Genomic DNA, 22,544 nt, shown 5'->3' with positions numbered 1-22,544 from the left:
GTGACCACGTTGCGCCAAGTGCGATGCCGGGTCAGGGACTCGGACTGCCGGTGTACAAGCTGCTCGGCGGGACCCGCACCGAGCGCATCCGGCCGTATGCCACCTGCTACCCGGGCGACATCTACGACGGGCCAATGTCCGCTGTGCTCGACGAGATCACCCGCCAGGCCGCCATTGCCGCCGACCAAGGCCTCACCGCGGTGTCGCCCGTGCGGGTCGGCGGCGCCGAGTTCGCGGCGGGCCGATGGGAGGCGCGCGAGTGGCTGACCACCGGCGGCGTGTCGCTAGTGCAGCCCGGCGTCAGCCGCGCCGGCGGGTTCACCGAGCTCATGCGCATCGCCGAGCTGTGCGAGCTGCACGGAGCGCAGCTGACCCCGCACAGCTTCGCCACCGGCATCACCGATGTTGCCAATTTCCACCTCCAAGCCGCCGCGCTGACCATCCCGATGGTGGAGTTCCGTTCGTCGCGGCTCGGCCCGTCCCGCCTGCGCACCGAGCTGGTTCACCCGCCCGAGCCCGAGATCGTCGACGGGTGTGCAGCCCTTCCCACCGGCGCCGGTCTCGGTGTCGAATTGAATGACGAGTTGGTTGCAGCGCACACGCTGGACGCTGCCGGTGGCCGGAGCGACTGAGCAGTGAACGAACCGTCGACTGGAGTGTCGACGGCAGACGCAGTGACGCGACTGGCAACAACATCTTGCGCTACCGCCCAGCCGGAAGCTGCAACGGCGACCGCAGGTGAGCCGTCAATGCCAGCTGGATCCGAGGCATCGACAGAGCACGGGGCCGTTGGCGACATCACCACCTACAACCCGCACCTGGGCAACCGGCTTGGCATCGCCGACGCAGCCGCGGTGGCGGACGCAACTATCGACGGGCGCCAAGTGCATGTCACGTTCACCGACGCCCAGTGCCGGACGTTCACCAGTCAATGGCTGCGGCATTGCTGCTGGTGCGTCGAATGCGGGAACCCAGCAGACGGCATCTGCTTCACGACCGTGGCCAGCTTCCCCGCGGACATCGTGCCGACCCTGGCCGAAGCCAGCGACGGCGCCGCCGGCCAGCTCGACGCCTACCGGCTGCTGCGCGACTACGGCATCGTGCGCATTGACAACCTCGGCACCGAGCCTGAGCAGACCGAGCAGCTCGCCAACCTCGTCGGCCCCATCGACGAGACGACGGTCTATGGCCGCATCTACGACGTGCGAGCCGAGCCGGTGGCGAAGCTGGGTGCCAAGATCGTCATGGCCCAGGCACCCCACATCGACGATGCCTTCTACTACTCGCCGCCGGGTATTGACATCTTCCACTGCCTGGCCAATACCGACGTGGGCGGCCTGAGCACCTACGTCGGCGGCTTCGCCATCGCCGAGTCGCAGCGGCTCGACCCGTGGTCCCACGACCAGTACCTGCCGCTACATGCTCAACATCGCCGGGCACCCCGTCACGCTCAAACCCATTCCTGCCAGCGACCTCGAATCTCAAACAGAGGAGCTGTGGGCCGAGGCATTGTCGATCAACCTGCTGTCGGCGTTTCGCACTGCAAGGGCGGCGGCGCCGTCCCTGACGGCATCCCGCGGCGCCATCGTGAACACGGCATCGATGTCAGTGTGGCGAGGCGGCGGCTCCAGCTCGCCCTACAGCGTCGCGAAAAGCGGAATCATCACGCTCACCAAGGAGCTGGCACGCGGCCTCGCCCCCGAGGTGCGGGTGAACGCCATCTCCCCCAGCTACGTACACCCGGAATCCACCAACTTCCCGATTCGCTGGGAGACCGTTTTCGAAGACTCCAAATCGCTGCCGCTGGGCCGCCCCGGCACCGCCGCGGAGTACGCCGACGCGTGCCTGTTTCTGTGCGCCGGCGCCAGCTACATCACGGGCCAGACCATCCACGTCGACGGCGGATGGAGCGCCTAGCTGGACGGCTCCACGGCTCCACGGCTCCACGGCTCCACGGCTCCACGGCTCCACGGCTCCACGAACAATGACAACCGCACCGGCACCAATCGCCGGCAACCATCAACGGAAACGCAGCCCAATGACCAAGCCCGAGAAATGGTCCGATCCGGACAAGAAGCTGTTCCCTCACCAGGTGGGATTCACCGCGCCGCCAATGGACTTCGACGCCGCGCCCAGCGACTTCCTGCGCATGTGCCCGGAGACCGTCGGCGTACACGGGCGCCTGCTGCACGCTCCCGACTACGCGCACCGGCTCAGCGACCGTGCCGGACTCTTCCACCTGCTCGAAGAGACCGTGCACTGCCTGTCCAACGGCGGCGCCGACGTCGTCGGCCAGGTCGGCACGAATTGGGTGCACGCCAGCGGCACCGACGGTGTGCCGCGGCGCTTCGTCAGCCTTGGGGCCGACATCGAAGAACAGATCGGCGTCCCGGTCATTTCCTCGGACATCAGCCTGTACTGGCGAATCTTCCGCACCCTCGGCGTAGCACCGCTGGGTCGGCAAGGTTCGCTGCTGGCCTCGCTGCAATCGTCGGCGGATCCCGAAGCGGATTCCTGATGCGGGGGGAGGCGGTGGCGGTTCCGGTGCTTTGTAGTGGATGATTCGCCGACGAGCGCCGTCGGTCAGCCGCCCATCGCTGCGGCGGGTTGCGGCCGCCGCGTCGCCCGGCGCACCCCGGTGAACGTCAAGAAGGTGGCCACAACCAGCGCCACGCCGAACAGCGCATTGGCGTAGTTCACACCCCGGTACTCGAATGTCGCGTACAGCGCACCCGAGGTCAGCCCGGCCAATGCGCCCGAGCCGATCATGGCGAAGTCGCCGACGCCTTGCACTGCGACTCGTTGGTGGATGGGGTACAGCGTCACCAGCAGGCTCGACGCCGCGATCACCCCGAAGCACCAGCCCAAGCCGATGAGGAAGTTCCCCATGAACACACCTACCGCGCCCGCCGGCGGGGTGACTGCCGCCCACCACGCTCCCCACGTACACAACCCACCCGCGATGTACAGCATCGGGTAGTTGCCGATGCGGTCGGTGAGTTGCCCAATGATCGGCGAGAACAGGTACATGCCCAGAATGTGGAAGCCCATCATGAACCCGATGGCGTTCTGAGACTGGCCGCCCGCATCCATGTGCAACGGCGTCAGCGCCATGACGCCCACCATCGTCACCTGGCTGACGATCATCGCCAGCACGGCCAAGCGAGCCTGTGGCTTGTGCCAGATCAATGCCAGCGCGCCGCGCGCCGTTGGCGTCGACACGTCCGCGTTCGATCGGCTGCGGGAGCCATTGCGTGATTCGCTGAGATCGTTCGCTACCTCCAGCGGGTCGGGCCGCAAGAACAGCTCCACGATCGCGGCGGCAACCAGGAACATCACAGCGGCGAACACGTACGAGCCGGTCTTGTCGGGCAGTCCCAACGTGCGTCCGATGTCGCTGGCGGCGCCCGACACCACCGAGCCAGCGGTCGAGCCGAACGTCGTGGCCCACACGATCATGCTGATCGTGCTGGCGCGCCGGTGCTCGGGTGCGAGGTCGGACGCTGCGTAACGAGTCGCCAAGTTGGCAGCGCTGCCCGCTCCCGCGCCGAAGACGCCCAGGCACAGCAGTGGATAACTCAGCAGGATTGCGCCGAACACCGCAAGCGTCGAACCAGCGGCCCCCACGAGGTACCCGAAACGCAGCCCGACGCGCCGCCCCTGGCGGTTCATCAGTCGCGACATCGGCACGGCGACTGCCGCCGCACCGATCGACAGGCAGCTGGCGGCAATCGTGGCAAGCGTCGAGCTGCCGGTGATGTCCTTTGCGAGCAGAGCGCTGACGATGTAGGTGGCCACGAGGCCGAAGCCGCCGGCGGCCTGGCTGGCAATCAGCACGACAACGGTGCGCTTTTGGATGCGCTCGCGGTCCGAATGCGAGTACGCGGAGCCGCGCTCGACCGCAAACACTGTGCCCCCCGACATCACAACAGCATGGCGTACGCGCTGGCACGTCACACGGTGAGCCCGCCTGCAGGTGCTGCCGACACAAGCGGCGGTCCCACAAGCCCGCAGCGCTTGGCCCCCGCAGTCGGCGCGATGGCCCGCTCACGCACCGGCGACGACACCGCAGCAATCCGAGGAACGCGCGTAAGGTCCGCGACATGCACGTCGGCATCACTCCCATCAACTCGGCCGCCTACCTCGACCCGGGATTCCTGCGATCGTTCGCGCAGCAGCTCGAAGAGCTTGGCTACGAGTCGGTGTGGACGTTCGAGCACGTCATCGTGCCCCACGACTATGAGAGCCGATACCCGTACCACCCCAGCGGCAAGCTGGGCCTCCCGACAGGTTCCGGATTCACCGACCCGTTCATCGCGCTCACCTACGTCGCCGGTGCCACACAGCATCTGCGCCTCGGCACCGGCGTCAACATCGTCACGCAAGCCAACGCGCTGTACTTCGCCAAGCAGGCGTCATCGCTTGACCATCTCTCGGGCGGACGGCTGGAACTCGGCATCGGCGTGGGCTGGCTGGAAGAGGAATTCGACGCGATCGGCGTGTCGTTCGGGCGTCGAGGCGCCCGAGCCGACGAGTACATCGACGCGATGACCGCCGCCTGGAGCGGCGATGACGTCGACTTCCATGGCGAGTTCGTGGACTGGTCCGGCTTCTCGATGCTGCCCACACCGGCGCAGCGGCCGCGCATGCCGCTGCTCATCGGCGGCACAACTCCCCCGGCGATCCGCCGCCTGGTGGCCCGCGGGGACGGCTGGTACGTCATCCACAAGGACCTCGACGACTTCAAGCGACTCATGGACGAGATGCGCGCCGAATGCGACCGCCAGGGCCGTGACCCCGCCGAGCTGGCACTGACCGCCTACTGGAACTTCCACCGCGAGGGCGTCGACGGCCTCGAGGTGTACCGCGACCATGGCGTGCAACGCCTGCTCGTCAACACCGCGGCATTGCGCATGGGCCAACCCGAAGCTGCCATCGCTCAGTTCGCCGAAGAGGCCCTGCCGGCCTGCAACGAGACCTAGCCGCGGCTGTGTTCAGCCATCGTTGATGGAGATGCGGATACTGCCGCTGGGGTGCAGAGAGCAATAGCCGGAGATGACGGCCACGTCGCCGAAGGTGCGCTCGAAGCGCTCGCCGGGGACAACCTCGTAGGGGCCGATGTCGTGGGCGGCTGAGTCGCGGTTGACGATCACCAGCACGTCTCGGAGTTTGAAACTCAAGTCGGCGGGGAAGATCTCGACGTCCTCGCCAGCGGCCAGCCGGTTTGTCGACTGGGCATGTCAGTCGTCGGACCAATTGCGCTCGGACTGGGCGAAATAGGTGTGCCGGGCGGTGCGCGAGCTGTCGCTCTTGCCCATGTAGCCCACGGCGATGTGATCGAGATGGTTGATAGCGCGGCCCAGCGGCATGGCCTGTGCATTGATGGACGCCTTGGAGGCTGTGACCGGCACTGGCGGCTGGTTCACGACGGCGGCGGCCAGCTGCTCGGCAGCGGGCACCAGCTCGTCGTCGCTTGACACCGTCTCGGTGAAGAAGCCGAACTTCTCCAACTCGGCCATGCCGTAGGTGCGTCCCAAGATCAGCATTTCCTTGGCGCGGTGCGGCCCCACCAGGTTCACGAGCGCCGGCACTGAGTGCCAGGTGAGGTTGAACCCGATGCTGACCTCGTTGAGCGTCAGGCTGATCGACGGGCTGCCGATGCGGAAGTCGCAGGCTGCGGGCAGCACCCCTCCCCCGCCGATCATGTAGCCGTGGCACAGCGCGATCGTGATCGGGTTGAGGTGCATCAGCGTGTCGTACATGCGGGCGCCGTGCTTCGAGCCCAGCATCGCGTCGAGGCTGGTGCCAGCCCGCTGCTTCAGATCGGCGCCTGAGGAGAGGCTCTTGCCTTCGCCCCGCACGATCACGACCCGCACCGAGGTGTCGGCGTCAAGCGCCAGACACGCTGCATGCACATCGGCCACCAGCTGGCCGTTGACGGCGTTGTGAACCTCAGGCCGGTTCAGCACCAGATGCCGCACCGGCCCATCGCCGTCGATCCGCACTGTCTCGAGTTTCACTGTCATCGCTGCACTCCCGGGTCAAGGCCGCCGTTGGGGCGCGCAGTTTGACATGCCGCACCGGTGCTCGGCCCGGGCGACCCGGGTCTCGGGATCGAGGCGGCTGTTCGGGGCGGCTGTCGCAGAGACATCCCCAGATGGCGCCTGCATCGTCCGGGCATCCTGGGGTTCGGGATCGGGGCTACTGCGGCCGCCGATCTATGAATCGTCGTAGTCGGGCGCGGTGCCGGAACCCTGGTCAAAGCCGGGACCCTCGCCGGGGCCGGAGCCCATCATGTCGCTGAAATCACCCACGATCTCATCGGCGGGGGGTGCGGTGATCGTGATGTCGGCGTCGTAGTCGAAGAAGTCGATCATGATGGCGAATCCGGGGAGCTCCTCGGCATCGGCGCCGAGATCTTCCGCGAGGTCGCCGAACATCGACCCCAGATCCAGGCTGACTCGCCGCGTGAGGCCGTCGCCGTCGATCCAGATGTCGGTAGCCAAGCCGTCGCCGAACATCTCCGCGGGGAACAGGGCCGCCCCGTCACCGCCGTCGGGCCCAGCCCCCTGTGATGCAGCCCCCTGTGATGCAGCTAAGGCCGCAACGTCGAGGGTGTAGCGGATGTGTGTCATCGGCTCGCCGTCGACTTGCTCCGAGCCGAAGGTCTCGGCATCGGCCACGAATTCGATCAGATGGGTGTTGTCGTTCGGCGCAGGGCAGCCGCCGGCGCGAGGAGCCTCACCGGGCAGCGGCGAGGGGCACAAGATGCCCATGCTCGCTGCTGCTTCGGCATCGAGCGTGAACCAGCCGTCGGGCGGTGCCCCAAGGGCCAGACCCTGCAACTCTTCGGGAACGGCAAACCGGACGTAGGTGGCGCCCTCGACCATCAGGATCTCGAACGCGAGACCGCCCGCTGCCGGGTCGTCGACGCTCATCGTCATCGCCATATTGGCGTCGGGGTCGACCTCAAACGACAGCGTTATCGCTGCGAATCCTCCGAAGTCAGACAGCATCTCGCCGCGCACCGAGCGCCCCGCGCTCGACTCGAACGCATACGTGAGCAGCTCCAGCGGATCCGTGGGCAATTCGGCAGCCACGACGGCGGTCGTGGCGGGGGCCGCCGCAGTTGTCGGCGCGGCGGCGGTGTCGTCGGCCGACGATTCGGTCACCACTTCGTCGACAGCCTCGGCTTCGATGCTGCTCCCGCACGCAGCGACAGTCAGCGATGCCGCCGCGACGACCGCGGCGGTCGTGGCCCAGCGAGCCTTCACGCAAATCAACTCCTTGCCGGATCGCAGGCAGCGTCCACGACAAACCTCAGACACGAACCGGCCTGCGGCCAGTGTCTCATACGTTCATGTCCGCACAGGGTCAGATATTTCGCGTTGTTGGCGATGAATCGGCGCCAACGCAGCCGCTGTGACAACCGCCGGGCTACAACGGATGGGCGCCAGGGTCCATGCCGAGACGGGTGCGGCCGTAGGCCTCGCCCACCGTGTCGAGATCGGCGACTTGGTGCTGGCTGGCCATTGTCACGTCTCGGAATGTTTGCTGCAGGCGGCTGCCGTCGAACACGGCTCGTCCGCCGGCCGCTGTGGTGACACGGTCGAGTGCCCGTCGGCACAGCTCGATGGCGTAGCTGCCTTGATACTTCGCCTGCGCCCGCAGCTGCTTGGAATCGGCCCCGTCGGCAGCTTGGCGCAACAACCCCAGCGTGTCGTCGATCAGCAGTTCGGCCGAGCGCACCTCGGTGTTTGACTCAGCCAAACGCATGTGCAGGCCTGGCCGTTTGGATTTCGGCGACCCCATGTAGCGGTCGTCCTGGGTGCCGAGACGGTCGGCGGCATCGTCGAGCCCGGCGCGGGCAAGCCCGAGTGCCGCCGCGGCCACATGCACCGCCAGCCCGGGTAGGACCGGCGTGCGGTACACGGTGGTGCGGTGGCGGCTCGACCACGGCGAACGGCCACCGAGCAGATCGCCAGAGTCGACCGTGCGGTGCGTCGGCACGAACGCCCCGTCTGCAACCACGTCGCATGAGCCCGTCCCACGCAGTCCGATGGCATACCAGTTGTCGTCGACTTCGATGTCCTCACGCGGGATCACCACATGGAGCAGGCGGGGCCGCTTGCCTTCGGCTAGTACCTGGGAGCCCAGCAGGAACCACTTGCCCCACACCGCACCGCTGGTGAACGGCCAGCGGCCATCGACGAGCCACCCGCCGTCGCATTCGGTGGCTGAGCCGACCGGCGCCAGCGAACCCGGCACGATCGCATCGGGATCGACCCCGTACACCTCGTCCTGGAGTTCCTCGGTCATCGACCCGAGCATCCAGCTGTGCCCGACCAACACCATCAGCACCCACGCCGCAGCACCGTCGTATAGGGCGGCCTCGCGCACGTTGGCGACCATGTCGGCGAATTCCCGCTCGTCGCCTCCGGCGCGCTCGGGCACCAGCAGGCGCAACGCGCCGGCGTCACGCAGTGCCGTCATGGCACCCTCGGCCAGCCGGCGATGCTCCTCATTCCACGCGGCATGTTCGGTCAGAACGGCGCCGGTGAGCTCGTCGATGCGCAGGTCCGGGCCTGAACCGTTCGAGCCGTTCGAGCCAGCCGAACCGGACACATCGGTCGCGCTCATCTCACTATTCCTACTGCACTTCGGTCTTCACGTCTGCGGGTTCGCTGCTCTTACTTCACGATTCCTGCGGCGCGCAACTCGGCGATGGCGTCGGTCGACCTGCCCAGCTCGGTCAGGATCGCGTCCGTGTCCGTGCCCCGCTCGACGGCGGGGCGCAGCTCGGGCACGCCGCCTGCGATGAGCGCGGCGGGGCGGTTCTGACGGATCCGGCCGACGATCGGGTGGTCGACCTCCCGGATCACTCCCGAGTGCTGCACCCCGGCGTCGTTGGCGACCTCGTCGGGACGCAGCGCCGGCGCTACCGGCACGTCTGCAGCGATGAGCCGCTCGACAACGTCGTCACGGGCCACATCGGCCACCACTTCGCCGAGCGTGTCGATCATCTCGCCGAAGTGCGCCGCCCTCGGCCCGGCCTCGGCGAAGCGGGGGTCGCTCAGCAGGTCGGGCCGGTCGAACGCATCGGCCACGCCCTTCCAGTGGCCGTCGGTGAGCGGCATGACAGCCACGTAGCCGTCCCTGCAGCCCAACAGCCGGTAGTCGGCCAGCAGGTTGGGACGATGGTCGGCGTCGTCGGCCAGCACGACGTGCTCCATCATCGCGTCGGGCCACATGAAGCTGACTGCGGAGTCCAGCAGCGACAGCTCCACATGCTCGCCGCGGCCGGTTCGTTCTCGTGCATAGAGCGCGGCGCACACTGCCTGGGTCCACGTCAGCGACGTGACCTTGTCGGGGATGAAGCTGCGCACGAACTGCGGCTCGTCGTCGCCGCCCTGAACGCTGGCGATGCCCGACCAGGCTTGGATGACCGCGTCATAGGCGGGACGTTTCGAATAGGGCCCGTCGCGGCCGAAACCGCTGATCGACACGTAGATCACGTCCGGGTTTCGCTTGCGCACGTCGGCCTCGCCGATGCCCAGCCGCGCGGCCACCCCCGGTCGGTACGCCTGCACGAAGACGTCGGCGGCGGCAAGCAAGTCAGCCATGATCTCGCGCCCCGCCGACGAGGCGATGTCCATGCACAGCGAACGCTTGCCGGCGTTGAGGTTGGCAAACCAGCCCGACATGCCGTTGCGGCTCGACCCGAACATCCGCAGCGGATCGCCGACGACGGTGTCCTCAACCTTGATGACCTGCGCACCCTGGGACGCCAACAGGTGCGTGCCGCCTGGCGCGGCGATGAACGTGGCGATCTCGACGACGCGGATGCCCGCCAGCGGTCCTGGTCCGTTCGACATCTCCGCCCGCAGCTAACAGGTCAAGTTGCCACGGCGGATCATCGTCGGGGACCACCGCAGTACCCGGACTCCCCGGATTGCGGCCATGGAGTTGATTCCGCCGAGAGTAATCAGGCCCGAGGAGTTGATTCCGCCGACCGAGATGAGGCCGATGCTGTTCAGTCCGCCGATGGTGACCACGCCGATCGAGTTGGCACCGCCGATTGCCACTACGCCGATTGCGTTCCAGCCACCGATCGCGACGATTCCGATGGCGTTGTGTGTGCCGACGGCGAAGGCGGTGACGTCGGACGCCGGAACGTCGTCGAGGACGCCCCATTGAGTGAACGCGAACAGGATCGCCATGCCCACGGCGAGCGTGAGTGCCCACAGCCACGCGGCGCCGTTCGCAGAAATTCGGGCCTCATCGGCCGCAGTGCTGGCCATCGCCGGCCCCCCCCAGGTGGATGCACCACCCGCTGCGAAGCTAGCAGTCGGCTCGAACGTCGATTCTGGTCCGCGGCGGGCGTGACTGCGCCAGGTCCGACCAGATCTACATTGGCGCTCGCAGGGCGGCGTGCGATGACCGTCGCCCAGCGACATTGAGCGAGGACGAGCACTATGGACGAACTTCCCGACTTCAGCGGCCTGCGGGCGCTGTTCATCAACTGCTCGATCAAGTACGACCCGGCACAGGCCCATACCCGGCGACTGATAAACCGTGCTGCCGGGGTGATGCGCACAGGGCGTCGACGGCGGGATCATCCATGCCCTCGAGCACACCATCGCCTTCGGCATGGAGAAGGACCACACGCTCAACGGCATCGCCGACGACTGGCCGCAGATCCACGCCAAGATCATGGAGGCCGACATCTTCGTGATCGGCACACCCATCTGGCTGGGCGTGAACTCAAGCGTGGCGACGCTGGTGGTCGAGCGCATGTACGCCCACAGCGGCGACTGCAACGCCAAGGAGCAAGACCCCGAAGCCGACTGAACGCGGCTCTGTTCCGCGCACAGCGACGGCGCGAGGCGCGAGACTGCGCGCTGCGATGAAGCGGGAAGCCAGGGGGACTTGTGACGGCGACGATTGCTGAGCTGGCGGCGGGTTACCGGGACGGGTCCCGCAGTCCGGTCGAGGCCACCGAGGAATGCCTGGCTGCCATTGAGGCGCTGGACGGGCGGGTCGGTGCCTGGCAGGCAGTGCACGCGGACGAGGCCCGGGGGGCGGCGGAGGCTGCCGATGCGGTGCTGGCGCTGGCGGCGGGTGAGCCGCTGGGGCCGTTGTGGGGTGTGCCGTTCGCGCTGAAGGACATCGTGGACGTCGAGGGCCGGGTCACGACCGCTGGCTGCGCGGAGTGGGCCGACCGATCTCGCCGGCCACCGCCACGATCGCGCAGCGCTTGCTGGATGCCGGTGGGATCCTGCTGGGCAAGACCAAGACCGTCGAGTTTGCGATGGGCGGTTGGGGCACCAACCAGCACATGGGCACACCGTGGAATCCGTGGGACCCCGAAGTGGCCCGCACGCCGGGCGGCTCGTCGTCGGGTTCGGGCACGGCGGTGTCGTCGGGCATGGTGCCATGCGCGGTGGGCACCGACACGGGCGGGTCGGTACGACTGCCAGCCGCGATGTGCGGGATCGTCGGGCTCAAGACCACCGAGGGCCTGCTGCCGATCGACGGGATCGTTCCGCTGTCGCACACGCTGGATACGCCCGGGCCGCTGACCCGGTCGGTGCTCGACGCGGCGCTCATGTTCGACGCCATGTTGGGCACGCCGCCCGCTGCCGTTGAGCGGGACTGGCTGGCGGGCACCGGTCGCTACGGGGCACTGCAAGCCGGAATGGGGGGCCGCCGCATCGGCTGCCTGACCGACACCGAACGCATGGGCGTGGATGCCGCCCAGCTCGCCGCCTACGACGCTGCGCTCGAGGTGCTGTCCGGGCTCGGCGCCGACGTGGTTCCCTTCGACCTGCCGACATCGTTCGAGGAGTTGAAGAACACCAGGTTCTTGATCGTGACGGCGGAGTCGTACCACTACTACGGCGCGCTCATGGAGGACCCGAACTCGAAGGTGGACGAGCGGGTGCGAGCGAGAGTCCTGGCGGGCGCCAACATCTCGGCCTCCGACTACATCGCGGCCACGCTCCAGCGACGCATCGACCTTGCCGAATTTGCGGCAGCGTTCGAGGGCTTCGATGCGATGGTGACGCCGACCACGCCGATGCTGCCATTGCCAGTTGACGAAGCCGACGAGACGACCACCCCGGCACTGTTCACCCGGGCAGCGAACTTTCTCGCGCTGTGCGGCACGACTGTGCCGACCGGTGTGTCGCCCGGCGGATTGCCGACGTCGATGCAGTTCGTCTGCCGGGGCGGCGACGAGACGCTGTCGCTCGCACTAGCGGCGGCGTACGAGGCGGCGCGGGGCCCGATGCCAGCCCCGCCACTGTGGGCAGGGCCGGCGACTGAGGCCCCAACCGATCGCTGATCCCAACGAGTCAGAGCCGAACCTGTTGCGTCACGCGCTGCGCAGAGTTCATCCGCGCCGTTCGTGGTAGAGATGCCCGCGTGATCGTGCTCCCGCTGCACGCTCGGCGAGCCAGGCAGACGCACTCATGGGCAAGGCAACGGTGATCGGCAGCTTCGAATGCCAGGACGGCAAGGGCGACGAGATGGCGGCCGTGCTGGCCTCGATGGTCGAAGCCGCCTCCGAAGAACCCGGCGTGGAGATCTACTCGTACCACCGCGGCGAGGGAAACACGTTCTGGTTCTTTGCCCTCATGACCGATGCCGAGTCGATGCAGCACCACGGCCAGTCCGAAGCCATGCAACAGGCGATGGCTGCGTTCATGACGCTCATGGCGTCACCTCCCCAAATGCAGATGACCACACCGATCGCCGCCATCGGCCTCGACCTCTGAGCGCGACGCGTCTGCGCCACGTGTGAGCAGGTGGCACGTGCTCAGCCAACAGCCGGCCGGTCAGCACCACCTCGATGCACTCAGGATCGAGCTGAGACAACGACTCGGCGCGGCCCCGGAGTTGGCTCGGCACCATGAGCTCTCGGTTCGTGCTTCCCGCCGGTGTCGGCGCCGCAGCCAGCCATTCCTCGCATTGCGGATCCGCTGTTCGACATTCAATTCGGCCACGACTCAGTCCCTCCCGGCATCGCCAGTTGCGCCGACGTTCTTCTACTAGCCGAGGTTGCGCGCCCGCTCGGATCGACGCATATCCGAGCTTCCGAAACTCATTCTTGATGTACGTCAAATTGACGTACAGTCTCTGCCGTGAGCACCAAGTCAGAACGTTGGACACTGCGGGTGACGCCCGCGCAGAACACGATCGTGCGCCGAGCGCTCGACGCCACCGGGGTGTCGCTCAACGAGTATGTCGTCAACTGCGCCTTGGAGTCGGCTGCCAACGATCTCGCCGACCGCCACGTGTTCGCAGTATCGCCCGACGCGTGGGCAGAATTGCAAGCAGTTCTGGACCGACCTACGAATCCCAAACCCCGAATCTCCGCGCTGCTTGCCGAACCCTCCGTGCTCGACGCCTCCGAGTGAGCGGATACCAGGGTCCACAACTGCTGGCGCCCTCACACGACGCAAACAACTTCGACTGCGGTGACGACGCACTGAACGACTGGTTACGTCGGCGCGCTCCACGCAACCAGCGCGAAGGTGCAAGTCGAACGTGGGTCGTCACCGACGGCACCCGCGTCGTCGCGTTCTACGCGTCGAGCGCCGCCGTCGTTGCTCGCACCGATGCCACCAAGCGGGCGGCGCGCAACCAGCCGGATCCGATTCCCGCGATGCTGCTGGGCCGCCTCGCAGTCGACCGCGAACACCAGGGCGCTGGGCTCGCCGCTGCGATGCTCGGCCACTTCCTGCTCAAGGCGCTCGAAGTGGCTGAGATCACGGGCCTTCGAGTCGTGCTCGTGCATGCCAAAGATGATCAAGCCGCCAGCTTCTACGGCCACTTCGGGTTCGAGCCCTCGCCCATCGACGACCTGACGCTGATGCTGTTGCTCAAAGACATCCGCGACTGATCGTTCGGGCCCACCCCTTAGGGCCGAGCGTTTGGAACAGGTCCACTAGGTGACAGTGGGGGTTGCGGGGCTAGGGGAAGGATCTGACCTCGACAAAGCCAACCGCCGTGAAATCGCCGTCGAAGGCCAACGCTTCGGTGATGCGCTCGCGGCGCATGATCTCGAAGCTCGTGGCGTCCACGTAGGAATACGGGCGCTCATCGCGACCGTGCAACCACACCCACGCCCGCTCGTCGACCGCGTTGTCCACCACGACTACCGACACTCGACTCGAGCGCGTGATCATGTCCACGAATCGAACCGCTGCGGCATGACCGGCCCGCCGCCTCAGCCACGTCCACGTCTCGCCGAGCACCAAGTTGGATGTCCGCACCGGGCTCTGGTCCTGTCGCCACAGTCGGGCGGCGTCGGCATGTCGACGGTCGCGCGGCACTTGAAGACCGACCCAAAACGAGGTGTCGGCGAACCTCACTGAGGCAATCCGTACACCACGGCATCGATGTCGTCGTCGGGGTCGACATCGACAGAACCGACGAGCTCATCGACCGCATCGGGCGAAGCCTGAAGCCGGGTGCCCAATGAATCGCGCACCGCGTCACGAACCAAGGCCGAACGCGACGTACCGAGGCGCGCCGCTTCCGCCGACAAAGCCTCATCGACCTCGTCGTCGATATAGAGCTGTATACGCCTCATGAGCACTGTATACACCATTCCGACGTGGTATCCGCTGCCGACGATTTCGCTGGCCGCCACCTCCTCGCAGTGTTGTCGACGGCGTGCGCTGAACTGCAGACGGTTTTGGATCGATCCGTTGATGAACGAGTTCAGCGACTCAGCGACTCAGCGAGGCTGTGAGGCTCTGAGGCTCTGAGGCTCTCGTACGCTGGGAGCCGTGCTCGCGGTGCTGATCCTGTTGCTTGTGTCGGTGCCGCTGCTTGAGCTGTACGTGATCGTGCAGGTGGCAGGCGGCCTCGGCGCCGGTCAGACGATCGTGCTGCTGCTGGTGGTGTCGGTGGTCGGGGCGTGGATGGTGCGGCGCTCGGGGCTCGGCGTGCTGAACCAGATCCGAACCCGTTTGGAGCAGGGCGAGATACCGGGCAATGAACTGGTCGACGGGCTGCTCATCGTGCTTGCCGGGGCATTGATGCTGACACCGGGATTCATCACCGATGCGGTCGGGCTGCTGCTGCTGTTCCCGCCCACCCGGATGGCCGTGCGGTCGGTACTGGTGCGCCGCTACTCCAAGCGCATCACCGTCGCCGGCTGGTCTCCCGGCTCGGGCAGTCCGGGCAGTCCGGGCGATCGGCGCGGAACCGGCGATCGGCGCGGAACCGGCGGTCGGCGCGGACCGGGCGCTCCTGGTCGCTTCGGCCGGACGCTCGACGCCGAGAGCTTTCCGGGCGACGACGACGGGCCGCACACGGACGCCGTTTGACAGCACGGCATCACAGCTATGGCGCCGACGCCGTTCACCCGCACGGTTCGCCTCGGGAATGTGCCCATTGCCACCACGGGCGCGCCGACCCCAGATGCAGCGTGCGAAGCTCTGCGAACCGTCAGACATGGAGGAGCTGTGGGCGAGCCGACCGTCGAATTCCAGACGCACCCGAGCCGGTACCGCCACTGGTCGCTCAGTGTCGACGGCCCGATCGCCACGCTCACCATGGCCGTCGACCCCCACGGCGGCCTGCGCGACGACTACGAGCTGAAGACCAACTCCTATGACCTGGGCGTCGACATCGAGCTCGCAGATGCAGTCCAGCGACTGCGGTTCGAGCACCCGGGCGTCAAGACCGTGGTCGTCACCGGCGGCCTCGACAAGGTTTTCTGCGCCGGTGCCAACATCGGGATGCTGGCCGGCGCCAGCCACGGTCACAAGGTGAACTTCTGCAAGTTCACCAACGAGACCCGCAACGGCATCGAGGACGCGACCGAAAACTCCGGCCAGGCATGGATCGCCGCTGTCAACGGGACGGCGGCCGGCGGCGGATACGAGCTGGCGCTGGCCTGCGACGAGATTCTCCTCATCGACGACAGGGCATCGGCGGTTTCGTTGCCCGAGATTCCTCTCCTGGGGGTGCTCCCGGGCACCGGCGGGCTGACTCGGCTCGTCGAGAAGCGCCACGTGCGCCGCGACCTGGCCGACACGTTCGCCACCCGCTCCGAGGGATTGCGGGCCAAGGCCGCACTCGAGTGGCAACTGGTCGACCACATCGCCCCGGCGAGCGGATGGGATGACCTCGTCGGCGCCCGCGCAGCGACACGAGCAGCCCAAAGTGACCGACCCGACGATCAGGCCGGCATCGAACTCGCGCCGCTCGAACGCACCGTGAGCGACGACGCCATTGCCTACACCGCGGTCCAGATCGCCATCGACCGCAACAACGGCACCGCGTCGTTCGTGGTGCGCGCCCCGCAGGGCGAGCAGCCGCGGAACGGGAGCGAGTTCGCGGCGGCAGGCGCAGGCGCTGGCACAGGCGCATGGATCCTCCGTGCCGTACGCGAACTGGACGACGCCATTCTGCATCTGCGATTCAACGAGCCAGAGATCGGCACCTGGGTGTTCCGCACCGACGGCGACCCCGATGCGATCGCGCAGGCCGAGTCGATGTTCGCAATCGATGCACACCATTGGCTGGTCCGCGAAACCCGGCTCTTGTGGGCACGAACGCTGTCGCGACTCGACGTCTCGGCGCGATCGCTCGTCACGTTGATCGAGCCGGGCAGCTGCTTCGTCGGCACCCTCGCAGAGCTTGCCCTCGTGGCCGACCGCTCGTTCATGCTTGAAGGCACCTGGGAAGAACTCGACGATCCGCCGGCGCCGGCAACCATCCGCCTCACCGAGGCCAACCTCGGCTGGTACCCGATGGCCAACGACCTCACCCGGCTGCGGACCCGCTTCTGGGGTCGCGACGACGCCTACGACACCGCAGCGGCGCTGGCAGGCAAGGATCTTGCGGCCCGCGACGCCCTCGATGCCGGGCTGGTGACGTTCGCACCCGACGACATCGACTGGCCCGACGAGATCCGGGTGATGCTCGAAGAACGCGACAGCTTCAGCCCGGATGCCCTGACCGGCATGGAGGCGAACTTCCGGTTCGTCGGCCCCGAGACCATGACCACCAAGATCTTCTCGCGGCTCTCCGCCTGGCAGAACTGGATCTTCCAGCGACCGAACGCCGTCGGGCCGCAAGGCGCACTCCAACGCTTCGGCACCGGCTCCCGGCCCGACTTCGACCCCAAGCGAGTGTGACCCGATGACGTCCGTCGACATCGATGCCAAGATCCCGAACAACGTCAACCTTGCGGGTGATCGCCGGCTTCAGCGAGCGCTCGAACAATGGCAGCCGAAGTTCATCCGGTGGTGGGAAGAACTTGGACCGTCTGCGTTCCAGCGCAACCGGGTGTACCTGCGCACCGCCATCGACGTGGGCCAGGACGGCTGGGCCAACTTCGGACACGTGGAGATGCCCGACTACCGATGGGGCATCTTCCTCGCCGATGCCGAGCCCGGCCGCACGATCGCATTCGGCGACCACAAGGGCCAGCCGGTGTGGCAGGAGGTGCCCGGCGAGTTTCGGTCAGACCTGAGGCGCCTGCTCGTGGTCCAGGGCGACACCGAACCGGCATCGGTGGAGCAGCAGCGCCACCTCGCGCTCACGGCACCATCGCTGTATGACATGCGGAACCTGTTCCAGATCAACGTCGAGGAGGGCCGCCACCTGTGGGCGATGGTGTACCTGCTCCACGGCTACTTCGGCCGCGACGGCCGCGACGAAGCCGACGAGATGCTCGAACGCCACTCGGGCGACAGTGACAACCCGCGCATCCTGGGCGCCTTCAACGAGGAGACGCCCGACTGGCTTTCGTTCTTCATGTTCACCTACTTCACCGACCGTGACGGCAAGTACCAGCTGGCGTCGCTGCGCGAATCGGCGTTCGATCCCCTCTCGCGCACGTGCGATTTCATGCTCAAGGAGGAGGCCTATCACATGTTCGTCGGGGCCTCGGGGGTGGGCCGGGTGGTCCAGCGCACCGTCGAGTTGATGCGCCAGCACGACACCGACGACGTGCATCCCTATGGCGGCTTCAACCTGGACTTGCTCCAGAAGTACGTCAACTTCCATTACGCGGTGTCGCTCGACCTGTTCGGCTCGGAGACGTCGACGAACGCCGCCAATTACTTCGCGTCGGGCCTCAAGGGCCGCTTTCAGGAGGAGCGTCGCCGCGACGACCACCTGCTCAAGAACGTCCATCGCCTGGTTCCCGAGTGCAGCGAGGGCAGGATCGGCAGCCGTGAAGTCACCCAGCTGGCCGCACTCAACGAAACGCTGCGTGAGGACTACAGCGAGGACTGCCGCAAGGGTCTCCAACGCTGGAACCGCACGCTCAGCGACGCCGGCATCGACTTCGGGCTCGAGCTGCCGCACATCGGCTTCCACCGCAACGTCGGCACGTTCAGGGACCACCACGTGAGCCCCGACGGGCGGCTGCTCGACGATGCGGAGTGGAGCGCGGGCGTCGATGACTGGCTGCCCAGCGACGACGATCGGGCGCATGTGCAGTCGGTGATGACCGGTGTGACCGAGCCGGGCAAGATGGCGGGATGGGTGGCGCCGCCGACGCGTGGCATCCACCGCAAACCCATCGACTACGAGTATGTGCAGGTCTGAGTTCGCGAGAGGGCTGGGGGGTCCAGTGGCCGACACCGACGAGTTCAACGCAGCGGCCTGGTTGGTGGACCGCCACGTCGACGAAGGCAGGGGCGACCGTGTCGCCATCCGCTGCGGGGGCCGGTCGACGACCTACGCCGAGTTGCTGGCAGAGATGTGGCGCGCCCAGTGGCTCCTCGACGACCTCGGGGTGCGGGCCGGGGACCGAGTTGCGATGGTCGTCCAGGACGACGAGACATTCCCGGCGCTGTTTCTTGGCGCCCTGCGCGCCGGTGCGGTGCCCATCCCGTTGTCGACGATGCTCGAAGGCACATCGCTGGCGGGAATCGTGGCCGACTGCGGGGCCCGGGTGCTGGCCATTTCCGACACGTTTGCGGGCGTCGCGGCTGACATTGCGGCTGCGGCGCCGGAGTTGCTGCACATTGTGGTGAGCGGCGACGCGACGTCGGTGGCGGCAGCGCTCGGCCGCGATATCGACGTCCGGGCCTGGTCCTACGCCAACAGCTCTACCAGAGCCACCGACACCACCGACAACGCCAACACCAGCGCGGCCAGCGCGGCCGACGACAACGCCAACACCAGCGCGGCCAGCGCGGCCGACGACGACGCCAACACCAGCGACGCCGGCAACGTCATGGAGGCTCCGGTCGCACCCACCACCCGGGGCTCGCAGGCCTTCTGGCTCTACTCCAGCGGGACGACCGGAACGCCCAAGGGCGTCATGCACTTGCACGGGAATCTCCCCGCGACCGTCGAGACGTATGCCTCACGAGTGCTCGACGTCACCCCCGACGACCGCTGCCTGTCGGTCGCGAAGCTCTTCTTCGCCTACGGCCTGGGCAACTCCCTCACGTTTCCGTTCGCCATGGGCGCCACCGCCATCCTTTGCCCCTCGCCGCCGACCCCGGCGCTCATGGCCGAGCTCATCACTGACGAGCGGCCGACGCTGTTCTTCTCCAGCCCCGGATTCTGCGCCGCCATGCTCGACGCCAATCCCCCGCCGTCGACCTTCGGCACCGTCCGGGCGACCGTGACGGCGGGCGAATCCCTGCCGGCCAACGTCCAGACCCGCTTTGCCGAGCTGACCGGAAGCCCTGTGCTCGACGGCATCGGATCCACCGAGCTGCTGCACATCTTCATCTCGAACTCGCTCGACGAACAGGTCCCGGGCTCGAGCGGTCACGTCGTTCCGGGCTACGAGGCAGAACTCCGAGATGACAACGACAACCTCGTCACCGAACCCGACACCCCGGGCTACCTCCACGTCCGAGGGCCATCGGCCGCCACGGGCTACTGGCAGCGTCCCGAAGCGACCGCGGCCGCGTTCCGCGAGGGCTGGGTGCGCACCGGCGACGTGTACAACCGGTCTGCTGCTGGCCACTGGACGTTCCTGGGCCGCAACAACGACATGATCAAGGCAGGAGGCATCTGGGTTTCCCCCGCCGAGGTCGAGAGCGCGCTTATCGAGCACGAATCCGTCCTCGAGGCCGCCGTGGTGGGCGCCCGGAACGACCAGGGCCTCGAGACCGTGGTGGCGTTCGTCGTGACCGCAACGGGAGCATCGATCGACACGGCACTGCTCGAACAGCACTGCCGCAACCGGATGGCAGCGTTCAAGCGGCCTCGCCAGATCCACGTGGTCGACGAGTTCCCGAAGACAGCGACGGGCAAGATCAAGCGGTTCGAGCTCCGCAACCGGCTCACCGAGGCGAACGCCCGAGGGCGGATCGAGGCACCGTGGCGGATTCGGCAGCAGCCTTCGTGAGCGGCGGTGCTGGCAACAGCTATGCCGTCATCAACAACCCTCTGACGGGAACGCCGTACGGGACAGCGCTGTGTATGTGCATCGTTGTGGCAGTGCTCTGCTGGGTGGTCGCGATAGCGACAAGCGACCGCTCCTGGCCGAGGGCCTGTTTCGCTATTGCCGCCATGCAGGGCGCGGGTCCGACAGGGAGTGCTCAGCTGGGGTCGGGCATCTCGGCGGTGCCGTAGCCCTCGTCGAGCATCCACTTGGCATAGTCGGAGCGCCGCAGGGTGGGATCGGTGCCGAACAGCCGCGTGTAGAACACGATCGATTCGTCCAGGTTGTCGACCTGCAGCCCGATGTGCATCCGTCGCATAGCCCGAACGATAGGTCACCCGCCGAGAGTCGCATCGGGGCTGCGTTTGCAGCCGCCGGTGTGCAGAGTCTTGACCCACAACTTGTGGAGCCTGCGACCGACACATTCCTTCGAGCCGACGTTCGCACGTGTCTGGGCGCAGCTGGCAGCGCACAATGGTCGGCGCCCGTCACCGTTGCGACGAACCCGGCGCGACCGGCGCGACGCCCCGAACAGGAGCCTGACGTATGCCCCATGCACCCGCCAACGGCATCGAGCTGTACTACGAGACCCACGGGGATCGGGCCGATCCGGCGCTGTTGTTGGTGAACGGGTACTCCTCGCAGATTCTTGGGTGGTTCGCCGGATTCCGGGAGCGTCTCGCGGAACAGGGACGGTTCGTTGTCAGTTTCGACAATCGGGACGTCGGGCTGTCGACGCATCTGGACGGCGTCGAGGTCGACCTGCGTGCAGTCACAAAGGCTGCGGCGGCGGGAGAGCCGCTGCCGCCGGTGCCGTACACGCTGTCGACGTTCGCCGACGACGCGGTTGGACTTCTCGATTACCTGGACATTGATGCGGCGCACATCGCCGGCGTGTCGATGGGAGGGATGATCGTCCAGCAGATGGCCATCGATCACTCCGACCGGGTGCTGACGATGACCTCGATCATGTCGACGACGGGCGAGCCCGAGTATTTCGAGTCCTCGCCTGAGGCCGGCGCAGCGCTCATGGCGCCGTGGCCGACCGATCGCGACGAGTTCATCGCCGCCGGCGTCGCTTCGCGCAAGATCGGCAGCAGTCGCCGCTACTTCGACGCCGATCTCGCTGCCGAGCTGCTCGCCGCGTCGTACGACCGCATGTTCTACCCCGAGGGTCTCAGCCGGCAGATGTCGGCCGTTCGAGGATCACCGCCTCGTGCTGCGGGACTCCGCCAGCTTCGTGTCCCGACACTGGTGATCCACGGCCGCGACGACGAGCTCATCCTGCCCAAGGGCGGTGAGCGCACCGCCGAGCTCGTGCCGAGCGCCAACCTGTTGTTCCTCGGAGACATGGGTCACGATCTGCCGAAGCCGCTGTGGCCGCTCATCATCGACGCCATCATCAGCCACACCGCTCACGCCAGCCCACGTCCATGAGATCGACCTGAACCGGGACATGACGAAGTGAAGCTCCTGACATGAAACTCCTGGCTTTCGCCGCCTCCACCAGCAGCCAGTCGATCAACCGACAGCTCGTCGACTACGCCATCCGCCTGCTTACCGATGGGCTGGTCGAGGGCGTCCCGGCCCGCGAGGTGGAGGTCCGCACAATCGACCTGAACGACTTCGAGATGCCGATCTACAGCATCGACCGCCAGAACGCTGACGGGATCCCCCAGCCGGCCCACGACTTCTACGACACGATCGGCGCCGCCGACGCGCTGCTGATCTCGTTCGCGGAGCACAATGGCTCCTACACGGTCGCCTACAAGAACGTTTTCGACTGGGCGTCACGGATCAACATGCGCGTGTACCACGACAAACCGATCGTCATGCTCTCCACTTCTCCCGGTGGTGGCGGGGGCGGCTTCGTGCTGCGGTCCGCAGCCCACCTCGCCCAGTATTTCGGCAACGACGTGCTGGCCAGCCTGTCGATCCCTAGGTTCGACGAGAACTTCGACACCGCAACGGGGACCCTCGCCAATCCCGAGCTCGACGTCCAATTGCGAGACGCTCTCGCGACGTTCGCCACCGTTGTTGCCGAAGAATCTGATTCCTGAGTCCTGCAGCCGTCGCTGTGCCCGAAGGCCGGGTCACTCGCCGGCCACCGATTCGATCGCTCGGAGATAGCCGCTCGGGATGGGGGCATTAGCGAGTTCGGCCG

At 67.0% G+C, this 22,544-nt stretch carries 25 protein-coding genes and 2 pseudogenes; 17 read left to right on the top strand and 10 right to left on the bottom strand.

The features are described 5' to 3' along the window. The first annotated feature begins 23 nt into the window (after positions 1-23). The 4 genes and pseudogenes from ACQY5K_RS14385 to ACQY5K_RS14370 all read left to right on the top strand — a co-directional run bounded on the left by ACQY5K_RS14385 (position 24) and on the right by ACQY5K_RS14370 (position 2,518). On the top strand, positions 24-632 hold the full coding sequence (locus ACQY5K_RS14385) for an enolase C-terminal domain-like protein (protein ID WP_428116524.1): 609 nt from the start codon (positions 24-26) through the stop codon (positions 630-632). A 117-nt stretch (positions 633-749) separates the two neighbouring features. Next, positions 750-1,418, top strand: a pseudogene (locus ACQY5K_RS14380) (TauD/TfdA family dioxygenase); the annotation flags it as partial. A 1-nt stretch (position 1,419) separates the two neighbouring features. Continuing rightward, a complete protein-coding gene (locus ACQY5K_RS14375; protein WP_428116521.1) occupies positions 1,420-1,917 on the top strand; it encodes an SDR family NAD(P)-dependent oxidoreductase in 498 nt (165 codons plus the stop codon). 121 nt (positions 1,918-2,038) lie between these two features. Further along, positions 2,039-2,518 carry a hypothetical protein gene (locus ACQY5K_RS14370; RefSeq protein WP_428116518.1) on the top strand — a complete coding sequence of 160 codons (480 nt, stop codon included), beginning with the start codon at positions 2,039-2,041 and terminating at the stop codon, positions 2,516-2,518. Positions 2,519-2,583: 65 nt separating this feature from the next. Here the strand turns inward: ACQY5K_RS14370 and ACQY5K_RS14365 are convergent, their stop codons facing one another. Next, positions 2,584-3,924, bottom strand: a complete 1,341-nt coding sequence (locus ACQY5K_RS14365) for an MFS transporter (protein WP_428116516.1) — start codon at positions 3,922-3,924, stop codon at positions 2,584-2,586. A gap of 179 nt (positions 3,925-4,103) precedes the next feature. Between ACQY5K_RS14365 and ACQY5K_RS14360 the strand changes: the two genes are divergently transcribed. Continuing rightward, positions 4,104-4,982, top strand: a complete 879-nt coding sequence (locus tag ACQY5K_RS14360; protein ID WP_428116513.1) for an LLM class F420-dependent oxidoreductase — start codon at positions 4,104-4,106, stop codon at positions 4,980-4,982. 12 nt (positions 4,983-4,994) lie between these two features. Here the strand turns inward: ACQY5K_RS14360 and ACQY5K_RS14355 are convergent, their stop codons facing one another. The 6 genes from ACQY5K_RS14355 to ACQY5K_RS14330 form a co-directional block, all read right to left on the bottom strand. After that, positions 4,995-5,180 carry a cupredoxin domain-containing protein gene (locus ACQY5K_RS14355; RefSeq protein WP_428116512.1) on the bottom strand — a complete coding sequence of 62 codons (186 nt, stop codon included), beginning with the start codon at positions 5,178-5,180 and terminating at the stop codon, positions 4,995-4,997. Positions 5,181-5,240: 60 nt separating this feature from the next. After that, positions 5,241-6,026 (bottom strand): enoyl-CoA hydratase/isomerase family protein, encoded by a 786-nt coding sequence (locus ACQY5K_RS14350; RefSeq protein WP_428116510.1) that lies wholly within the window; start codon positions 6,024-6,026, stop codon positions 5,241-5,243. 192 nt (positions 6,027-6,218) lie between these two features. After that, positions 6,219-7,274 carry a hypothetical protein gene (locus ACQY5K_RS14345; protein ID WP_428116508.1) on the bottom strand — a complete coding sequence of 352 codons (1,056 nt, stop codon included), beginning with the start codon at positions 7,272-7,274 and terminating at the stop codon, positions 6,219-6,221. Between the two features lie 163 nt (positions 7,275-7,437). Then, positions 7,438-8,640, bottom strand: coding sequence for an acyl-CoA dehydrogenase family protein (locus tag ACQY5K_RS14340; RefSeq protein WP_428116506.1), 1,203 nt, complete (start codon positions 8,638-8,640; stop codon positions 7,438-7,440). A gap of 50 nt (positions 8,641-8,690) precedes the next feature. Then, complete coding sequence (locus ACQY5K_RS14335) at positions 8,691-9,875, bottom strand: CaiB/BaiF CoA transferase family protein (RefSeq protein WP_428116504.1); 1,185 nt, start codon at positions 9,873-9,875, stop codon at positions 8,691-8,693. Positions 9,876-9,887: 12 nt separating this feature from the next. Further along, a complete protein-coding gene (locus ACQY5K_RS14330; RefSeq protein ID WP_428116502.1) occupies positions 9,888-10,301 on the bottom strand; it encodes a hypothetical protein in 414 nt (137 codons plus the stop codon). A gap of 349 nt (positions 10,302-10,650) precedes the next feature. Here ACQY5K_RS14330 and ACQY5K_RS14325 point away from each other — a divergent pair, with 349 nt between their 5' ends. From ACQY5K_RS14325 to ACQY5K_RS14300, 6 genes and pseudogenes are all read left to right on the top strand, one after another. Beyond that, complete coding sequence (locus tag ACQY5K_RS14325) at positions 10,651-10,851, top strand: hypothetical protein (protein ID WP_428116499.1); 201 nt, start codon at positions 10,651-10,653, stop codon at positions 10,849-10,851. A gap of 80 nt (positions 10,852-10,931) precedes the next feature. Beyond that, positions 10,932-11,165, top strand: a pseudogene (locus tag ACQY5K_RS14320) (amidase family protein); the annotation flags it as partial. Between the two features lie 47 nt (positions 11,166-11,212). Beyond that, on the top strand, positions 11,213-12,346 hold the full coding sequence (locus ACQY5K_RS14315) for an amidase (RefSeq protein ID WP_428116497.1): 1,134 nt from the start codon (positions 11,213-11,215) through the stop codon (positions 12,344-12,346). Between the two features lie 127 nt (positions 12,347-12,473). Next, positions 12,474-12,779, top strand: coding sequence for a putative quinol monooxygenase (locus ACQY5K_RS14310; protein WP_428116494.1), 306 nt, complete (start codon positions 12,474-12,476; stop codon positions 12,777-12,779). 366 nt (positions 12,780-13,145) lie between these two features. Continuing rightward, the gene (locus ACQY5K_RS14305) at positions 13,146-13,421 is read left to right on the top strand and encodes a DUF1778 domain-containing protein (RefSeq protein ID WP_419921203.1); all 276 of its coding nucleotides are present in this window, start codon (positions 13,146-13,148) and stop codon (positions 13,419-13,421) included. Beyond that, positions 13,418-13,906, top strand: a complete 489-nt coding sequence (locus ACQY5K_RS14300; RefSeq protein WP_419921204.1) for a GNAT family N-acetyltransferase — start codon at positions 13,418-13,420, stop codon at positions 13,904-13,906. The genes ACQY5K_RS14305 and ACQY5K_RS14300 overlap by 4 nt, the downstream gene beginning before the upstream one ends. Before the next feature lie 70 nt (positions 13,907-13,976). On the opposite strand, the gene ACQY5K_RS14295 is transcribed toward ACQY5K_RS14300, so the two are convergent. Both ACQY5K_RS14295 and ACQY5K_RS14290 read right to left on the bottom strand, forming a co-directional pair. Further along, positions 13,977-14,378: a type II toxin-antitoxin system VapC family toxin gene (locus ACQY5K_RS14295; RefSeq protein WP_428116490.1), complete on the bottom strand. Its 402-nt coding sequence runs from the start codon at positions 14,376-14,378 to the stop codon at positions 13,977-13,979. Then, entirely contained in the window at positions 14,375-14,659 is a 285-nt protein-coding gene (locus ACQY5K_RS14290; protein ID WP_419921206.1) for a CopG family transcriptional regulator, read from the bottom strand. The genes ACQY5K_RS14295 and ACQY5K_RS14290 overlap by 4 nt, the downstream gene beginning before the upstream one ends. A gap of 139 nt (positions 14,660-14,798) precedes the next feature. Between ACQY5K_RS14290 and ACQY5K_RS14285 the strand changes: the two genes are divergently transcribed. From ACQY5K_RS14285 to ACQY5K_RS14270, 4 genes are read left to right on the top strand one after another with little or no spacing between them, the layout of a single operon-like run. Continuing rightward, positions 14,799-15,341 carry an FxsA family protein gene (locus tag ACQY5K_RS14285; protein WP_428116487.1) on the top strand — a complete coding sequence of 181 codons (543 nt, stop codon included), beginning with the start codon at positions 14,799-14,801 and terminating at the stop codon, positions 15,339-15,341. An 18-nt stretch (positions 15,342-15,359) separates the two neighbouring features. Beyond that, a complete protein-coding gene (gene boxC, locus ACQY5K_RS14280) occupies positions 15,360-17,159 on the top strand; it encodes a 2,3-epoxybenzoyl-CoA dihydrolase (RefSeq protein WP_428116484.1) in 1,800 nt (599 codons plus the stop codon). A 4-nt stretch (positions 17,160-17,163) separates the two neighbouring features. Then, positions 17,164-18,579: a benzoyl-CoA 2,3-epoxidase subunit BoxB gene (gene boxB, locus ACQY5K_RS14275; protein WP_428116481.1), complete on the top strand. Its 1,416-nt coding sequence runs from the start codon at positions 17,164-17,166 to the stop codon at positions 18,577-18,579. Positions 18,580-18,604: 25 nt separating this feature from the next. Beyond that, positions 18,605-20,344: a benzoate-CoA ligase family protein gene (locus ACQY5K_RS14270; RefSeq protein WP_428116478.1), complete on the top strand. Its 1,740-nt coding sequence runs from the start codon at positions 18,605-18,607 to the stop codon at positions 20,342-20,344. A 193-nt stretch (positions 20,345-20,537) separates the two neighbouring features. Here the strand turns inward: ACQY5K_RS14270 and ACQY5K_RS14265 are convergent, their stop codons facing one another. After that, on the bottom strand, positions 20,538-20,699 hold the full coding sequence (locus tag ACQY5K_RS14265; RefSeq protein ID WP_428116475.1) for a VOC family protein: 162 nt from the start codon (positions 20,697-20,699) through the stop codon (positions 20,538-20,540). A gap of 227 nt (positions 20,700-20,926) precedes the next feature. Here ACQY5K_RS14265 and ACQY5K_RS14260 point away from each other — a divergent pair, with 227 nt between their 5' ends. Together ACQY5K_RS14260 and ACQY5K_RS14255 are read left to right on the top strand one after the other, a co-directional pair. Continuing rightward, positions 20,927-21,817, top strand: a complete 891-nt coding sequence (locus tag ACQY5K_RS14260) for an alpha/beta fold hydrolase (RefSeq protein WP_428116472.1) — start codon at positions 20,927-20,929, stop codon at positions 21,815-21,817. A gap of 41 nt (positions 21,818-21,858) precedes the next feature. Then, positions 21,859-22,440, top strand: a complete 582-nt coding sequence (locus tag ACQY5K_RS14255) for an NADPH-dependent FMN reductase (protein WP_428116469.1) — start codon at positions 21,859-21,861, stop codon at positions 22,438-22,440. Positions 22,441-22,544 lie beyond the last annotated feature (104 nt).

Origin of the sequence: Candidatus Poriferisodalis sp. (assembly GCF_965262965.1) — a bacterium.
Classification (GTDB): Bacteria; Actinomycetota; Acidimicrobiia; order Acidimicrobiales; family Poriferisodalaceae; genus Poriferisodalis.
The sequence above is the reverse complement of the archived record's forward strand: the minus strand, read 5'-3'. Positions and strand labels throughout refer to the sequence as shown.

What these genes read in the sequence shown, in the direction of transcription:
- ACQY5K_RS14375 (WP_428116521.1), top strand. Translation starts at nt 1,420, where the DNA reads ATGCTCAACATCGCCGGGCACCCCGTCACGCTCAAACCCATTCCTGCC.
- ACQY5K_RS14340 (WP_428116506.1), bottom strand. Translation starts at nt 8,640, where the DNA reads ATGAGCGCGACCGATGTGTCCGGTTCGGCTGGCTCGAACGGCTCGAAC.
- ACQY5K_RS14360 (WP_428116513.1), top strand. Translation starts at nt 4,104, where the DNA reads ATGCACGTCGGCATCACTCCCATCAACTCGGCCGCCTACCTCGACCCG.
- ACQY5K_RS14335 (WP_428116504.1), bottom strand. Translation starts at nt 9,875, where the DNA reads ATGTCGAACGGACCAGGACCGCTGGCGGGCATCCGCGTCGTCGAGATC.
- ACQY5K_RS14255 (WP_428116469.1), top strand. Translation starts at nt 21,859, where the DNA reads ATGAAACTCCTGGCTTTCGCCGCCTCCACCAGCAGCCAGTCGATCAAC.
- ACQY5K_RS14325 (WP_428116499.1), top strand. Translation starts at nt 10,651, where the DNA reads ATGGAGAAGGACCACACGCTCAACGGCATCGCCGACGACTGGCCGCAG.
- ACQY5K_RS14265 (WP_428116475.1), bottom strand. Translation starts at nt 20,699, where the DNA reads ATGCGACGGATGCACATCGGGCTGCAGGTCGACAACCTGGACGAATCG.
- ACQY5K_RS14385 (WP_428116524.1), top strand. Translation starts at nt 24, where the DNA reads ATGCCGGGTCAGGGACTCGGACTGCCGGTGTACAAGCTGCTCGGCGGG.
- ACQY5K_RS14370 (WP_428116518.1), top strand. Translation starts at nt 2,039, where the DNA reads ATGACCAAGCCCGAGAAATGGTCCGATCCGGACAAGAAGCTGTTCCCT.
- boxB (WP_428116481.1), top strand. Translation starts at nt 17,164, where the DNA reads ATGACGTCCGTCGACATCGATGCCAAGATCCCGAACAACGTCAACCTT.
- ACQY5K_RS14365 (WP_428116516.1), bottom strand. Translation starts at nt 3,924, where the DNA reads ATGTCGGGGGGCACAGTGTTTGCGGTCGAGCGCGGCTCCGCGTACTCG.
- ACQY5K_RS14310 (WP_428116494.1), top strand. Translation starts at nt 12,474, where the DNA reads ATGGGCAAGGCAACGGTGATCGGCAGCTTCGAATGCCAGGACGGCAAG.
- ACQY5K_RS14350 (WP_428116510.1), bottom strand. Translation starts at nt 6,026, where the DNA reads ATGACAGTGAAACTCGAGACAGTGCGGATCGACGGCGATGGGCCGGTG.
- boxC (WP_428116484.1), top strand. Translation starts at nt 15,360, where the DNA reads ATGGCGCCGACGCCGTTCACCCGCACGGTTCGCCTCGGGAATGTGCCC.
- ACQY5K_RS14260 (WP_428116472.1), top strand. Translation starts at nt 20,927, where the DNA reads ATGCCCCATGCACCCGCCAACGGCATCGAGCTGTACTACGAGACCCAC.
- ACQY5K_RS14330 (WP_428116502.1), bottom strand. Translation starts at nt 10,301, where the DNA reads ATGGCCAGCACTGCGGCCGATGAGGCCCGAATTTCTGCGAACGGCGCC.